Annotated in this window: 14 protein-coding genes and 1 tRNA gene; 9 read left to right on the top strand and 6 right to left on the bottom strand. The window is 67.7% G+C overall.

What is annotated here, in order from left to right; genetic code table 11:
- Positions 1-188: 188 nt before the first annotated feature.
- Positions 189-542, bottom strand: a complete 354-nt coding sequence (locus tag RIF23_RS15300; RefSeq protein ID WP_310913209.1) for an STAS domain-containing protein — start codon at positions 540-542, stop codon at positions 189-191.
- Positions 543-644: 102 nt separating this feature from the next.
- A complete protein-coding gene (locus RIF23_RS15295) occupies positions 645-2552 on the bottom strand; it encodes a PAS domain S-box protein (protein ID WP_310913208.1) in 1908 nt (635 codons plus the stop codon).
- A 248-nt stretch (positions 2553-2800) separates the two neighbouring features.
- Between RIF23_RS15295 and RIF23_RS15290 the strand changes: the two genes are divergently transcribed.
- Complete coding sequence (locus RIF23_RS15290; RefSeq protein ID WP_310913207.1) at positions 2801-3529, top strand: methylated-DNA--[protein]-cysteine S-methyltransferase; 729 nt, start codon at positions 2801-2803, stop codon at positions 3527-3529.
- A 49-nt stretch (positions 3530-3578) separates the two neighbouring features.
- On the opposite strand, the gene RIF23_RS15285 is transcribed toward RIF23_RS15290, so the two are convergent.
- On the bottom strand, positions 3579-3908 hold the full coding sequence (locus tag RIF23_RS15285) for a rhodanese-like domain-containing protein (protein ID WP_310913206.1): 330 nt from the start codon (positions 3906-3908) through the stop codon (positions 3579-3581).
- 60 nt (positions 3909-3968) lie between these two features.
- On the opposite strand from RIF23_RS15285, the gene RIF23_RS15280 reads away from it, so the two are divergent.
- Positions 3969-4568 (top strand): SSI family serine proteinase inhibitor, encoded by a 600-nt coding sequence (locus RIF23_RS15280; RefSeq protein WP_310913205.1) that lies wholly within the window; start codon positions 3969-3971, stop codon positions 4566-4568.
- A 43-nt stretch (positions 4569-4611) separates the two neighbouring features.
- On the opposite strand, the gene RIF23_RS15275 is transcribed toward RIF23_RS15280, so the two are convergent.
- Positions 4612-5445 carry an ABC transporter permease gene (locus tag RIF23_RS15275; protein ID WP_310913204.1) on the bottom strand — a complete coding sequence of 278 codons (834 nt, stop codon included), beginning with the start codon at positions 5443-5445 and terminating at the stop codon, positions 4612-4614.
- A complete protein-coding gene (locus RIF23_RS15270) occupies positions 5442-6449 on the bottom strand; it encodes an ATP-binding cassette domain-containing protein (protein WP_310913203.1) in 1008 nt (335 codons plus the stop codon). Before RIF23_RS15270 ends, RIF23_RS15275 begins: the two co-directional genes overlap by 4 nt.
- Before the next feature lie 169 nt (positions 6450-6618).
- On the opposite strand from RIF23_RS15270, the gene RIF23_RS15265 reads away from it, so the two are divergent.
- Positions 6619-7515, top strand: coding sequence for a TetR/AcrR family transcriptional regulator (locus RIF23_RS15265; RefSeq protein WP_310913202.1), 897 nt, complete (start codon positions 6619-6621; stop codon positions 7513-7515).
- 55 nt (positions 7516-7570) lie between these two features.
- Here the strand turns inward: RIF23_RS15265 and RIF23_RS15260 are convergent.
- Positions 7571-7656 (bottom strand) — tRNA-Leu (locus RIF23_RS15260).
- Between the two features lie 357 nt (positions 7657-8013).
- Between RIF23_RS15260 and RIF23_RS15255 the strand changes: the two genes are divergently transcribed.
- The 6 genes from RIF23_RS15255 to RIF23_RS15230 all read left to right on the top strand — a co-directional run bounded on the left by RIF23_RS15255 (position 8014) and on the right by RIF23_RS15230 (position 15196).
- Positions 8014-8751 (top strand): DUF3662 and FHA domain-containing protein, encoded by a 738-nt coding sequence (locus tag RIF23_RS15255; protein WP_310913201.1) that lies wholly within the window; start codon positions 8014-8016, stop codon positions 8749-8751.
- A 238-nt stretch (positions 8752-8989) separates the two neighbouring features.
- On the top strand, positions 8990-9469 hold the full coding sequence (locus RIF23_RS15250) for an FHA domain-containing protein FhaB/FipA (protein WP_310913200.1): 480 nt from the start codon (positions 8990-8992) through the stop codon (positions 9467-9469).
- Positions 9466-10881: a Stp1/IreP family PP2C-type Ser/Thr phosphatase gene (locus RIF23_RS15245; protein ID WP_310913199.1), complete on the top strand. Its 1416-nt coding sequence runs from the start codon at positions 9466-9468 to the stop codon at positions 10879-10881. The genes RIF23_RS15250 and RIF23_RS15245 overlap by 4 nt, the downstream gene beginning before the upstream one ends.
- Entirely contained in the window at positions 10874-12259 is a 1386-nt protein-coding gene (locus tag RIF23_RS15240) for an FtsW/RodA/SpoVE family cell cycle protein (RefSeq protein ID WP_310913198.1), read from the top strand. Before RIF23_RS15245 ends, RIF23_RS15240 begins: the two co-directional genes overlap by 8 nt.
- The gene (locus RIF23_RS15235) at positions 12256-13707 is read left to right on the top strand and encodes a peptidoglycan D,D-transpeptidase FtsI family protein (RefSeq protein ID WP_310913197.1); all 1452 of its coding nucleotides are present in this window, start codon (positions 12256-12258) and stop codon (positions 13705-13707) included. The genes RIF23_RS15240 and RIF23_RS15235 overlap by 4 nt, the downstream gene beginning before the upstream one ends.
- 7 nt (positions 13708-13714) lie before the next feature.
- Entirely contained in the window at positions 13715-15196 is a 1482-nt protein-coding gene (locus RIF23_RS15230; protein ID WP_310913196.1) for a serine/threonine-protein kinase, read from the top strand.
- The last annotated feature ends 282 nt before the right edge of the window (positions 15197-15478 follow it).

Genomic DNA, 15478 nt, shown 5'->3' with positions numbered 1-15478 from the left:
GGGGGGAGCACCCCCACCACGGCCCCGGGTGGGTGCGTTCCCTCGGGCCTCCCACACACGGACCGGCACGCATCGACGCAGCCAGCAGCCCACATGCGGCATCCGGGGAGAGTGCCCGGTTCCCAGCCCGCGCCCACCGGAGCGACCCGACCAGCACCGCAGCCCGCAGACCTCCCGAAAGGCACGGCCTAACCGGATGGCGCGGTCTGGGCCGCTGGAAGGTCCCCGGTCGAGTCGTGCACCGTGAACACCGTGTCCAGCCCGGTCACGGACAGGATCTTCAGCACGGCCGGGGTGGGCCCTGCGAGTTCGAGGTCCCCGTCCTGCTCTCGCGCCTGCCGCATGACCGAGAGCAGCACGTTCATCCCCGTGGAGTCGCAGAACCCCACCCGGGAAAGGTCAATGACGAGCCGCCGCGCCCCGGCATCGAGTGCGGATTTCAGCTCGTTATGCAGGTGCGGCGCTGTATAGAGGTCAATCTCTCCGTGGATAGCGACGATTTCGCAATCCAAGTGAGATTGATTCGATATCTTCAACTCCACAGTCGCGACTGTAGCGGTAACTGGAGACTGGTGCCACCAACGTGACTGGTGTTTCGCGAAACTGTGTGAATCGTGCGGAACGGCGGGAGCGCGGCAAGCTGGTCACGGCGGGGACGCATCCGACTCCGCGTCCCGCTCCGCGATGGGAAGCCGCACCTGGAGGCAGGCCCCGTGCGAGCGGTTCGCCTCCGCCGTTGCGTCTCCCCCTTGGGCCTGGGCGAGCTGGCGGGTGATATACAGCCCCAGGCCGACCCCGCCGAACCGTCGGCGGTCACCCGTCTCCCCCTGCACGAAGCGTTCGAAGATGCGTTCGTGATCCTCGGGAGCGATCCCAATCCCCTCGTCCTGGACCGTGATCAGAATTCCGTCCCAGTCCTGCCCCGCCGCGCCCTTCTCGGGAACGGCACGCACCAGAACCTCTCCTCCCTCGGGGGAGTACTTGAACGCGTTTTCCAGGAGCTGGCCCACCAGCGCCTCGGTGGCGGTGGGATCGCCGTGGGCCGCGGGGAGTGGAGTCGGGATCTCCACGTTGACCCGGTGCAGCTCGGACAGGGGAGCGAAGGCGGTCGTCACCGAGCGCAGGACCCGCTCCAGGTCGAAGGGTTGCAGCACCAGATCGGACTCCGCGGACTCGGCATGCGAACCGAGGAGAAGATTCTCCACGAGCCGGGCCAGGGTGCCCGCACGGCTGGCGATCGCCTGAACCGCCTCCAGACGGTTGGCATCCTCCAGGCGTGCCCACCGCTCGACCAGGGTGTTGGCGTATCCGCGCATGACCGTGATGGGGGTACGGAGCTCGTGGCTGGTGGTGGCCAGAAACAGGTCCTTCTGCTCTTCCAGGGTCTTGGACTGGCTGACATCGCGGAAGTCGACAACGAGTTCCTCCGACTCGGCGATCCGGTCGCTGAGGATCTCCAGCCAGCGGCCGTTGGGCAGCTGGTGGGTGAGGGGACGTCCCCGCTCGCTCGGGAGGGGGAACGGAAGCCGGCGCCCCACCACCCGGTCCGCGGGTTCGCCCGTGAGCGTGGTCGCGGCCCGGTTCCACTTGCGGACGTGGCCGTGCCGGTTCAGCACCGCGATCCCGTCGGCGCTGGCGTCGAGGACCACCCGTTCGTGAGCCTGCTGGCGCTCGATCTCCTGGTAGGTCAGGGCGTTGGTCAGGGCCACACCGGCATGGCCGGCCAGCAACTCCAGCAGCTCCAGCTCGACGTGACCTACCTTCTTCCCGCTATACAGGGCGTACAGGGCCCCGTACGGTTCGCCCTTCACATAGGACACCCCGAGGGCGATCGTGTGCAGGCCCGGAAGGTTCGCCCAGATCAGGTCGTCCAGCGAGCGGGTTTCGTCGGTGGCCAGCATGACGCTCTTGCCGCTGCGCAGCAGCTCGCCGAACAGGCTGGTCTCCAGGGGTGCCGCATAGTCCCGCAGATGCTCGGGCAGGTGGGTCATACTGACCAGCCGCAGTCGCCCGTCCTCGATCATCGCGAACCCGCCGGCGTCCGCCTCCGTGAGCGAGGTCAGGCTCGTGGCGATCCGGTCCAGGATCGACGGCAGGTCGAGGTCGGTGTTGATATCCACCACCACCTCGTTGACCCGCCGGATCATCCGGGCCCGCTTCGCCCAGTGTTCCCGCATCTCCTGTTCGGACGTCGACTCCTGGAGCGGATGGAGCACGTGCACCCACCCGGTCACCGTTCCGTCGGTGGCACACAGGCAGCTGGCGTCCACGCGGACGTCGACGGGCTCCCCGTCCGCCCGGAGGCGGCGACTCAGCACCGAATGTGCGCCTCCCGCTCGTGCCCGCTCCAGCATCGCGTGGTGTTCGGCCTGAAGCTCCTCCGGAACGAACGGGACCTGCTGGCCGAGCACCTCCTCCGCCGTCCAGCCGAACACCTCCTCGGCCGCCCGATTCCAGGACACCACCCGCAGCTCGAGATCGAGCGAGACGATCGGCGTGCTGGCACTGGCGAGCACAGCCGAGGGGTCCGGCGTGGGGGCGTCGAAGCTCACGCCGTCATCGTGCCATCCCGCAGCCGTTCCATGGCAGGCGATCGCTGAGGATGTCCGGGTTTCCGTCACGAATGATTCGCAATTGGGGTGTCCCAAACCACAACAGCGGTCGCGATCGATTGCCGGTCGCCCCGGCGCGGTGTCTCGGATCCGTTGCGGCGGCCGTGTCATCCTGCCAACACGGACGACCGGGAGCCGGTGGCTCTGCCCCGGACCGGCCACGGACGTCACTGAAGGGACGAACGATCGTGACGGGAAGGCAGGACAACGGGACCTCGGACGCCCCCGGCCCGGCATGCTCGACCGACGATTCCGGAGATCTGTTCGCACTGCTGCGGGCGACCACACCCCACCGGGTGCAACTCACCGGGGGCGAAACCGCAGCCCAGGACACCAGCACCGGCCTGAGCGGCGATCTGCGCGACCCGCTGCCCCACGACGCTGTGGTGGGGTCGGTTGAGACACCGGTCGGATTCCTCACCCTGGGGCTGACCGCCCGCGGCGTCGCGGCCTGCTCCTTCGAGGCGGAGGACCAGGTGGCCGCGCGGCTCGGCCGTTCCCTGCCGAACGTGGGGCGGGCGGAGGCCCGACTGGACCCCGTGCGTTCGGAACTGGCTGCCTACTTCGAGGGACGGCTGCGTTCGTTCACCGTGCCGCTGGATCTCCGGCTAGCCAGCGACTTCGGCAAGGTCGTGCTGCGGTCGCTGCTCGACGTTGGCTACGGGGAGACCACCACCGAGCGGGAACTGGCGCAGCGTTCGGGCCAGGCCAATGCCCGACGCGCGGTCGTGAACACGGTGCGGACCAATCCCCTGTGTGTGCTGCTTCCCTGCCACCGTGTCGTTCCCGACGACTATCCGCAGCGCCTGGGCGGCTATGCAGGTGGGGGCGAGGCGAAACAGTACCTGTTGAACCTGGAGGAGACCCGGATTCGACGGCGCAGCGGGGCCGGAGCGGTCCGGTCCGGCCCCGGATGATCCACGGATCCACTGATCCATGGATCCACGCTGCCGCGCACTGGCCGGATCAGGCCACGCGCGGCTCGCCATCCACACTGGTCATGGCGAGTCCGGCGGAGGCCCACTGCTGCATACCGCCCCGGACGTTGCTGGCTTGCCATCCGCCCTCGTTGAGGGCCTGCGTCGCCTGCGCCGAGCGCCCTCCCGAGCGGCAGATGACGTAGACGTGGCGGTCGGTCGGGATCTCACCCGCGTGTGCGGCGAGCTGGCCCAGCGGAACGTGGGTCGCCTGCGGGGCGTGACCGGCCTGCCACTCCTCGGGCTCCCGGACGTCGAGCAGATACGCGTCTGCCGGGACCTGTGTGGGATCGACTTCCGGGATATTCGGCTCGGACATCGAGCTGAACGCCTCCTTTGCGCTACGCTCCAGGCAATAGCTCCGACGATTGGGCAACGCATGGCTGCCAGTCAGAACCAGGGTACGCACATCCTCCCACCAGTACCGGCAGCAACGCGGCTCGCGGCGGCGGTTGCGGCGCCGGCCTTGGCCGTGGGGCTCCTACTGTCCGGATGCCAGGGATCCGATGCCGGAACGGACCCCGAGTCCACCGAGAACGGGGACGATGACGCCGCGGACGCGGACAGCGGCGACACCGGAGATGACGCAGACGATGACGCCGCGGAGAACGGAGCCGCCGACGACACCGGAGAGGCTGCCGAGACCGAACTCTCCATCGAGGTCGCCGTCAACGAGGACGCGGACGACCTGCCGGCCGGCGAGGACGAGCCCGAAACCGGACAGTGGTCGCTGACCTGCGCGCCGGAGGGTGGGGATCACCCGGACCCCGAGGCCGCCTGTGCCGAACTGTCCGACATCGATCCCGGGGTTTTCGAGCCCGTTTCCGAGGATCAGATGTGCACCCACATCTACGGTGGCCCGCACGTCGCGACCGTGACCGGTCACGTGGAGGGTACGGAGGTCGATGCGACCTTCTCTCGTGCCGACGGCTGCGAGATTGACCGCTGGGACTCGATGGGCGCGGTGCTGCAACCGTGAGTCGACGGTCCCGGGTCCGCTCCGGGCCCGGGACCGGGACCGCTCAGGTGGTCAGCCGGCGGAAGCGGTATATGGCGAGCGGGGCACACACGGCCACGAGGGCGAGCGGAGCTGCCACGGCCAGAAACAGCGGATGCTGGGCGGCCCAGGACTCCCCGCCGACCGTTGGGTTCCCGAACAGTTCGCGGACGGCCTCGACGACCGCCGAGATCGGGCTCCACTCCGCGATGGGAACCAGCCAGTCCGGCATGGATTGGGGAGCGAGGAACGTGGTGGACAGCACGCTGAGTGGGAAGGCCAGCGGGTAGACGACCAGCCCCACGGCGTCGGGGCCAGGGGCGAGCAGGCCGAGCAGGATGCCCACCCAGATCATCGCGAATCGGAACAGCAGCAGGAGGCCGATCGCCGCCGCTGGGGCGGCGATTCCCCCCTCCCAACGCCAGCCCAGCATCAGTCCGCCCAGCAGGAGGACGGCGAGTTCCACCGCGCCCCGGACCAGGTCGGTGCAGGCCCGCCCGGAGAGGATCGCTGCGGCCGACATCGGCATGGACCGGAACCGGTCCATCACCTCCCTACTGACGTCCCGTGCGATTCCGGTCGCGGTGCCGGCGACGCCGTACATCATCACCATCACGAGGATTCCCGGGAGCAGGAACTCCATATAGGTGGTGGCCGTGGGGGGCGCCATGACCTCACCGAAGACGGTCCCGAACAGCAACAGCAGCATGACCGGAATGACCAGCGCCAGGATCGGTTCCTCGGGGGCCCGGGGAATGTGGATCAGGCTGCGGCGCGCGATGGTTCGGGTGTCGGCGAGAAAGGTCCGGACGGTGCCCCGCTCGGCGGTTTCCGGTCGTGGTGTGGTGGGTGTGCTCATCGAGTGGCCTCCAGCGGGGATGTGGGAGCGGCGGGGGAGGAGCCGGACGAGATCGCCGGTGGTTGTGTGTCGGCGCCGGTGAGGGCCAGGAACACGTCGTCCAGGGTGGGGCGGCGCACGGAGAGGTCCGCCGCTTCGATGCCGGCCGTGTCCAGTTCTCGCACGAGGGCGGTGAGCTGGGACACCCGATCGGTGCAGGTGACGCTGATCCGCAGGGCATCGGAGTCGACCCGGGGCCGGGTACCGCACACACGTTCGGCGATCTCGGTGGTTGCGGAGAGTTCGGCGGCGTTGTGGATGGCCACGTCGATCCAGTCGTGTCCGATCCTGCCTTTGAGCTCACTGGGTGGACCCTCGGCGATGACCCGGCCAGCCCCGAGTACCGCGATCCGGTCGGCCAGCTGGTCGGCCTCCTCCAGGTACTGGGTGGTGAGGATGACGGTGGTGCCCCGGGACACCAGTTCGCGTACCGAGGACCAGATCCCCGTTCGGCTTCGTGGATCCAGGCCCGTGGTCGGCTCGTCGAGAAACAGCACGTCGGGCTCGGGGATCAGGCTGGTGGCCAGGTCGAGACGGCGCCGCATCCCGCCGGAGTAGCCGCGGGCCGGGCGGTCCGCCGCGGAGGTCAGGTCGAAGTGGTCGATCAGTTCACGGGCCCGGCCGCGGGCCGAGCGGATCCCGAGCCCGTAGAGCCGCCCGAACATCTCCAGATTCTCGCGGGCGGTCAACAGCTCGTCCACGGCCGCGTACTGTCCGGCCAGTCCGATCCGTCGCCGGACCATCCCGGGGGCGCGGGTCACGTCGTGGCCGGCGACCCTGGCCCGACCCGCGTCGGGTCGGGCCAGGGTGGTCAGGAGGCGAATCATGGTGGTCTTCCCCGCACCGTTCGGTCCGAGCAGCCCGACGACGGTTCCCGTCGGCACGTCCAGGTCGACCCCGTCCAGCGCGGTGACCTGGCCATAGCGCTTACACAGACCTTCGGCTGTCACATGTGCTGCGGACATACATCCCCTCATCCTTATCTGTGTTCGCCATAAACTGTTTATGAAGTATACATATTGGTGTATGCGATACACAATTGATGGGATTGCGGAGTTGAGGAGCTGTCCGAGCCGGAGGTTCGGGGCAGATGTGGATCTAGGCTGGGACGCGGTCAAGGGAGGGGATGGCGCGATGGCGACGGAAAACACGAGCAGGCGCCCCGGTGGCGGCACCGGCGACCCCGGCGGCGGTGGTTCCGGCGCAGTCGTGAACCAGATGCGCAGCCTGGAGCTGCTGTGGGGGGAGTCGCCACGTCCCCGACGCGGCCCCAAACCACGTCTGAGTATCGACCGGATCGCCGACACCGCCATCACGATCGCCGACACCGAGGGCCTGGACGCCCTGTCCATGCAGCGCATCGCCGGGGAACTCGGCTACACGACCATGTCGCTGTACCGCTACGTCCCCGGAAAGGCCCAACTGCTGGACGTGATGATCGACCGGGCGGTGGGTCAGCCCCCCACCCCGGAGGCGCCGGACGGCACGTCCCTGCCGTGGCGTGCCCAGGTGGAGGCCATCGCCTGGGCGGTCTGGCGCGTCTTCATGCGCCATCCCTGGTTCCTGTCCATGCAGTTCGCGGGGCCACCCATCGGCCCCAACCATCTCGCCTGGATGGAGGCGGGAACCAGCGCCTTCACGCGAGGCGGACTCTCCGACGTCGAGGCTTTCTGTGCCTTCGCCTTTGTGCAGGGCTCGATCCGGGACTGGGCCCGTGCCGAGACCGAGAGCGCCGCCGGGGCTCCGGCCACGGAGGGTGGTTCCCCCACCGCGCCGCAGGAGCAGCCGGAATCCGCCTACGCGACCGCACTGCGGACCTATGCGGTTCCCGACCGCTACCCCACCCTCAGCCGCATCGTCGCGGCGGGCATGTTCGACCCGCCACAGCGCTCCGGGGCAGCAGACGCACACTCCGAGGAGGATCGGGGCGCATTCGCCGGGGTGGAGAGTGAGTCGTTCCGCTTCGGCATCGTCTTCCCGCTGCGCCGCTTCCTCGACGGGATCGAGAGTTACGTTGCGGGGCAGGGCTGAACCGGCCCTGCGACACGAATCGGCCCGGGCACCCTGTGCCCGGGCCGAATTCTGCTGGTGGGCGAGGAGGGAGTTGAACCCTCACGTCCTTTCGGACACACGGACCTGAACCGTGCGCGTCTACCATTCCGCCACCCGCCCGAGTGACATGTCACATGCTGACGCCCGGGCCTTGCTGGCCCGGCTGCCCGCTCTGCGACATGACCAAGGCTAGCACGAGTTCGTGGGGGGTCGTGCATACGCGGTGCGAGGTCGCCCGCGGCCGGTACCGGCCGTTTTCCCGGAACGAGACCCTCCGGCAGAAACCACAACGAAGCTACGATCGTCCCAGTGAATTAGGGTCGCAACGTCCGGTCCCGTAACCTCCGTCGCGGATCTCCGTGGTTGAGGGGGCTGGAGCTGCTCGTCCCCATGCCGGGGGCGGGCGCGCTTAAGCTTGAGAGAAGGATCTGTCCACCAACTCACTCACACGGGAGTGGCAGTCAAGGGAGGTACCTCGTGGGAGTGCTGCAGAACTTCGAACGCAGGCTGGAGAGCCTGGTCGAAGGAGCCTTTGCGGCGGTCAGCAAGGCCGAGGTGCAGCCGGTCGAGCTGGCCAGCGGGGTGCAGCGCGAGATGGACGAACGCGCTGCCATCGTCGCTCAGGGACGCACGCTGGTACCCAACGACTTCGTCGTGGAGCTTGCCGGGTCTGACCACGAGCGCCTCGCGGTCTACTCCGACAGCCTGGGCGACGAACTGTCGAAGCTGGCTCGGGAGTACGCCAGTGAACAGGGATACTCCTTCGTCGGTCCGGTCAAGGTCCGGATGGATCTCGCGGAGGACCTCAAGACCGGTCGGTTCCGCATCCGTTCGGGCGTGATCCGCGGAACGACCGTCGAAGCCAATGAGATCCGCCAGCCTCCGAGTGACTATCCGCGCGCCTCCGAGTCCCAGTTCCGGGGGCAGCCCCGGCTGCTCGTCACCTCCCAGGGGCGCTCCGGGGATCCGTTCCCGATCGAGAACCAGGTCACGCTGCTGGGCCGGAGCACGGACTGCGACCTGCGGCTGGTCGACAACGGAGTCTCCCGGCACCATGCCGAGATCCGGATGGAGGAGGGGGACGAGTTCTTCCTCGTGGATCTCGGTTCCACCAATGGCTCCTATGTGAATGACCAGAAGGTGCGGCGTGCACACCTGGTGGACGGGTCGCGGCTGGCTCTCGGCGATACCCGGATGACCTTCCGGCGGGACTAGGGCTGTCGCGAACCGACCAGGGCCAACAGAGATCAACCACGATGGCGTCCCCGACAGGGGAGGCCGTCACGACACAGGAAAGACCGTGGGGATGGAGGGAGCGCCGTCCCGAGAGGCTTGACCGATCGGGCAGAATAACCACGTCCAGTGGGTCTGTCCGACGTCACGTGCCATACCGAGGGCCGGTGGCCGTCACAGACATCCAGCCGGAGCACGACAGGGGTGGACGAGCACTTCAATGAACGATCTGACCCTCATGGTGATCAAGCTCGCGTTTCTCGCGGTGCTGTGGCTGTTTGTGATCATGGCCGTTGGTGTGATCCGTACGGACATGTTCGGGCCCGCGAAGAGCAGTAAGAAGTCGAAGCGCCCCGAGCGTCCCCGGCGCGAGTCCAAGCCGAAACCGAAGCCTCGGGGGGGACGCAACGAACCGAGCCACCTCGTCGTGACCAAGGGGCCCCTCACCGGAACAAAGCTGAACCTCGGTCCCCACCCCATTCTCATCGGGAGAGGCCAGGACTCGACGCTCGTCGTCAATGACGACTACGCTTCCGGCAGGCACGCCCGTATCTACTCGGACAACGGTCGTTGGCTCGTCGAAGATCTGGGGTCGCGGAACGGGACCTACCTTGGTCAACAGAAGGTGACGCAGGCGGTCCCCGTATCCGTTGGCCAGCCAATTCGCATCGGCAAGACCGTACTGGAACTGCGCAAATGACAATCGCTCTCCGATACGCGGCGTACTCCGACGTAGGATGCCTCCGCGAAGGTAACGAGGACTCGGCCTACGCCGGCCCCCACCTGCTTGCGGTCGCCGACGGGATGGGCGGCCACGCTGGCGGGGAGATCGCCAGCGCCATCGCGCTCAACGCTCTGGAGCCTCTCGACGGGGATATTCCTGCCTCGCAGATGGCCGAGTCCCTGGAGGAGGCCGTCGACTCGGCCAACACCACGATCGCCCGGCACGTCCAGGATGATCCCAAGCTCGAGAACATGGGCACCACCCTGACGGCGATGCTGTTGTCAGGGTCCCGGCTCGTGCTGATCCACGTCGGTGACTCCCGGGCTTACCTGCTGCGCGGCAGCGAGTTCACCCAGCTCACTCACGACCACACCCTCGTGCAAACCCTCGTTGACGAAGGAAAGATCACGGAGGAGGAGGTCGCCACGCACCCCCAACGCTCGCTGCTGCTGCGGGCGTTGAACGGCCAGGGCGAGGTCGACCCGGACATCCGGGTGTATGAGGTCGAACTGGGCGACCGCTATCTGCTGTGTTCGGACGGTCTGTCCGGAGTGGTCAGCGAGGACACCATTCGCGAGACCCTGGGCAGTGAGACCTCGCCCGAGACCGCGGCCCGGCGTCTGATCGACCTCGCCAACCGGGGCGGGGGTCCGGACAACATCACTGCGGTGATCGCCGACGTTATCGAGACGGACACCGATATCGCCGGTCCCACCACCGAGCGGATGTGGGTGGGGGCCGCGGATCAGCGGCGGGAACCGCTGATGACGCCGGATACTCCGGCAGGGCGCGCCCAGGAGATGATGGGCAAACCCCAGGAACCCCGGGAGGAACCGGCGCGGGACACCGCAGAGATGGACCCGGTGGAGGACGTAACCCCCGCGGAGCCCCCGGAACCCGCCGCCTCCGAACCGGGGACCCGGCGGTGGTGGCCGATGGTGGTGACCTTCCTCGTCGTCGTCACCGTGGTCGCGGTCGCTGGGTTCATCCTGGTCGGCCGCTTCCTCGACAGTCAGTACTTCGTTGGCCCAGACGAGGGAACCGGAGACAACGTCGCCCTCTATCAGGGACTCAACACCGACGTTCTGGGGTTCGATCTCTGGGAGCAGGTCGACGACACGGGCATCGCCCTGGACAGCCTGCCGCAGAACGAACAGGACCAGGTCCGCAACATCCAGGAGTTCGACAGCGAGGACGCCGCCGAGGAGATGATCGACCGGCTGCGTGCGGCAGCGGACGACGCCGAAGCTGACACAGACGCTGACGCGGTTGCGGACGACCCGGACGACCAGGATGCCGAGGCGAACGCCGAGACCGGCGCCGCCACCGCGGAGAACGGGTCCGACCCGGCAGCGGACACCGACACCCCGGACCAGCCCGATGAGTAAGGACAACGCGCCCGCGACGCTTCCCCCGGTCAAGCGTAGGAACGCCGAACTGGTCATGCTCGGGGTCGCGCTGGCGGTGACGGTGTCGGCGTTCGGGGCCTCCGGACTGGCGCTGGACGGCAGCCTTCCCGTGGGCATGTTCGGCTACGGCATCGGCTTCATCGCGATCACTATCGGCACCCACGTGGCGCTACGCTTCATCGCCCCGTACGCCGATCCGTTGATCCTGCCGTTGGCAGTGTTCCTCACCGGTCTGGGACTCGCCATGGTGTGGCGTCTCAACCAGGGCGACGGGGACCACGCCGGTGCCGGGATGCAGCTGATCTGGGCCGCCGTGGGCATGCTGCTGTGCCTGGGCGTTCTGTTCTTCCTCAAGGAGCCGCGGGTCCTGCAACGCTACCCGTACCTGTTCGCCCTGGCCGCGATCGTGCTGATGATGCTGCCGATCCTGCCGGTGATCGGTATCGAGCGGTTCGGAGCCCGACGCTGGATCGGCTTCGGTGGCTTCACTCTGCAACCTTCGGAATTCGCGAAGATCGCCCTGGTGCTGTTCCTGTCGGCGTATCTGGTGTTGAAACGGGACGTCCTGTCCCTGGCCAGCCGCCAGATCAAGGTGTTCGGTTTCCGGGTTTTCGATGTTCCGCGTCTGCGGGACATGGCACCGATGGTCGTCGCCTGGATGCTGGCGATCATGCTGCTGGTGGTCAGTACGGACCTGGGCACCTCGCTGCTGATGTTCGGCACCTTCCTCGCGATGATCTACGTGGCCACGCAACGTTCCTCCTGGGTGATCATCGGGGTGTCCATGTTCCTCGGTGGGGCCACCATCGCCTATTTCCTGTTCAGCCACGTGCAGCTGCGGGTCATGATCTGGCTGAACACCTTCGACCCGGAGATCGCGGACAACGAGGGGTGGCAGCTGGTCCAGGGCCTGTACGCGATGGCCGAGGGGGGACTGCTCGGGACTGGGCTCGGGGCCGGGCGGCCCGACCAGAACTTCGCCGCCGATAGTGACCTGATTCTCGTGTCCTTCGGTGAGGAGCTGGGACTGGCGGGGTTGATGGTGATCGTGATGGCGATCTTCCTGCTGGTGGAACGGGGCCTGCGGGTCGCCCTGGCGTCCCGGGAGATGTTCGTCAAGCTCCTGGCCACGGGGTTGTCTTTCATTTTCGCGTTCCAGGTCTTCGTGGTGCTGGGGGGCGTGACCCGGCTGATTCCGCTGACGGGTATGACGACACCGCTAATGTCGGCGGGAGGAAGCTCGATCATGGCGAGCTGGATCATGATCGGGCTGCTGCTGCGACTCAGTGACAACGCACGTAAACCCGCGCCGCAGGCGATCCAGGACGAGGGAGCCACGCAGGTGATCTCGCGATGAACATACCGATCCGACGCTTGACGGTCTTCCTCATGGTGCTGTTCGCAGCACTGCTGCTCCAGGTGAACTGGCTTCAGGCCATAACGGCGGAGTCCCTGCGCGAGGCGGACGGCAATCCACGGGTGAACGAACGCAAGTTCGACGACCAGCGGGGCCCGATCATCGTTGCTGACGAGCAGATCGCCTACTCCGAGGAGACCGGGGAGGACGCACTCTACGACTACCAGCGGGTCTACGAGGACTCGGAGTACTTCGCCCACGTCACCGGCTTCTTCTCCTTCTACAACGAGACGGGAATCGAACGTGCGGAGAATTCCCTGCTGGACGGTTCGGACAGTCGGCTCGCGGTGCGTAACTTCATGGACATGATCTCGGGGGAGGAGAGCCAGGGCGCCAGCGCGCACCTCACCCTCCACCCCGATGCGCAGCGGGCGGCCGTGGACGGGCTCCGGCAGTTCGGCGACACCGGGGCCGCGGTCGCTCTCGACCCGAGCACCGGCGAGATCCTGACCGCCGCGTCGATTCCCACCTTCGACGCCAACCCGATCTCCAGCCTGGACACCGAGGTGTCGGGGCAGGCCATGGAGGAGTTGGACGCGCGCCTGGAGGAGGACAATCCGCTGCTCAACCGGGCGTTCAACGAGCGCTACCCACCGGGCTCCACCTTCAAGATCGTCACCGCGGCGGCCGCCCTGGAGAACGGCGCCAGCCCGGACAGCGAGATGGCCGCACCCGACTCCATGGAGCTCGGGGGGACCCTGCGCAACGCCGGCGGGATGTCCTGTAACGGGGGGAATCCCGACACCCTGGCGAACTCCATCAAGATCTCCTGTAACACCTCGTTCGCGAACTGGGCGATGGAACTCGGTGCGGAGCAGATGTACGAGCAGGCCAGCGCCTTCGGGTTCAACCAGGGGCCGTTGGAGGTTCCGCTGGATGTCACCGAGAGCCTGGCTCCGAACGAGAGCGACGACGAGTTCGTTCTCGCGCGATCCGGGATCGGCCAGGGTAATCTCGAGGCGACCCCACTCCAGATGGCCATGGTCGCCTCCGGGATCGCCAACAACGGGGACGTCATGCGGCCCTACCTGGTCGACAGTGTGCAGGCACCGGACCTGTCCGAGATCACCTCGACCGACCCTGAGGTGTACATGCCCGGCGCCGTCAGCTCCAGCACCGCCAGCGACCTCACCGAAATGATGAAGCTGGTCACCGAGGAGGGGGGTACCGGTACGAACGCAGCCATCAGTGGGATCGACGTCGCGGGTAAGACGGGCACCGCCCAGGCCGGTGGTGACCGTGCCAACCACAGCTGGTACATCGGCTTCGCCCCGGCCGACGACCCCGAGGTCGCGGTTGCCACTGTGATCGAACACGGTGGCGGCGGTGGTGGTGCCTCGGCCGCCCCGGTCGCTCGGGACATCATGGAGGCGGTGCTCCAGGAGTGAGTGAGCAGTGAGTGAGGACGGCGTGCCGCACCCGGATGACGACACGCAGGAGGGCCCGGACCGCAGCGGGACCCTGCTGAACGGCCGATACCAGCTCGACGAGCGGATCGGTGTCGGCGGCATGGGCGAGGTGTGGCGCGCCACCGATACCCTGCTGAGCCGCCCAGTCGCTGTCAAGGTGCTGCACGCCGCGCAGATGGCGGAACCCATTTCCCGGGAACGGTTCCGCACCGAGGCGCGGATCTCCGCCGGGCTGTCCCATCCCGGTATTGCCCAGGTCTACGACTACGGGGAGCAGAACGACACCGCCTTCCTGGTGATGGAGTTGGTGTGTGGGGAGCCCCTGTCCGCCATCATCCGGCGGGATGGCGGCCTGGAGCCCGGTGCCGCCCTGGGGCTGCTGGCGCAGGCCGCGCACGCCCTCGGGGCGGCACACGCCCGGGGCGTGGTGCACCGCGACATCAAACCCGGCAACCTGTTGGTGACCGAGGACGGCACAGTCAAGCTGACCGACTTCGGGATCGCGCGTGGCGACGAGTCGGTGACACTCACCCAGACGGGGATGGTCATGGGGACCGCCCAGTACATTTCCCCGGAACAGGCCTCAGGGCAGTCGGCCACGCACTCCTCGGACGTGTACTCCCTCGGTGTGGTGGCCTACGAGTGCCTCGCCGGTACTCCGCCGTTCACCGCGGACGCGCCACTCGCGCTCGCACTGGCCCATGTCCGCGACGAGCCGCCGCCGCTCCCGGAGCACATCGCGCAACCGGTGCAGGACCTCGTTCTCGGCATGCTCGCCAAATCCGCGGCGGACCGTCCCTCCTCCGCGGTTGACGTTGCCCAGACCGCCCAACAGCTGCGTGACACCGGGACCGTGCCATCGCGCCCGGACGCGGCCACGAGCGTGTTGACGGCGCCCGCACAGACCGCGGTCATGTCGGGTGCGGCGGTTGGGGCGGGTGCCACTCGGGGTGGTCAGGGCGACGCCGCGACGCAGCCCGGAGAATCACTCGGTCCGGCCTCTTCTGACGGTGCCGGTGACTCGGCTACCCTGGCCCCGGGCTCCCGGAGGATTCCCCGAGCGGCGGTTATCGGCTCGATCGTTGCCGTTCTGGTCCTCGCGGCCGGTGCCCTGTTCCTTGGCCAGTGGCTCAGTGGCGGTGAGGAGCCGAGTCGCCCGGCCGGAAACGAGCAGCAGGCAGAGCGTACCGCGCCCACGGACGAGGAGGAACCGACCGAGGAGCCCGAGCCCGAGGAACCGGTGGTGGAGCAGGCCCCGGACCAGGGTGACCCTGCCCCCGAGCCGGAGGAGGCCCCGAACACCGAGCACGAGGAGCCCACCGAGCCCACACCGGAACAGACGCCGGACGAAACCGGACCCGACGAGCCCGACGAGCCGGACGAGCCTACCGGCGAACCCGACGAGGACACGACGGAACCCGATGACCAGCAGGAGGATGCGGACTCCGGTGAGGAAGCCGGAGAGTGAGGATCTCCGCAGATCCGGGGTTCGCCAGCCGTTGGCACCGTACGTGTGGGCCGAAGCCTGCCAGGGAGTGTTGTGTGCGTGCGATCGGACCAATGAGTGACGTGCAGCCCGGCCGGGCCCGCACCGCACTGAGGCTCCGGCGGGGCCAGAGCACCGTCGCAGCGGTTCGCGGGCTGGAGAGTCCGACTGTCCGCGTGCGTCGCAGCGAGCGTCGTCCCAGGGATGTACGGCCGACCTGCAACACGACATCACGATCCAGCTCCGAGAGACACAGGGGATAGT

The organism is Lipingzhangella rawalii, assembly GCF_031628175.1.
Taxonomy (GTDB): Bacteria; Actinomycetota; Actinomycetes; order Streptosporangiales; family Streptosporangiaceae; genus Lipingzhangella_A; species Lipingzhangella_A rawalii.
The sequence above is the reverse complement of the archived record's forward strand: the minus strand, read 5'-3'. Positions and strand labels throughout refer to the sequence as shown.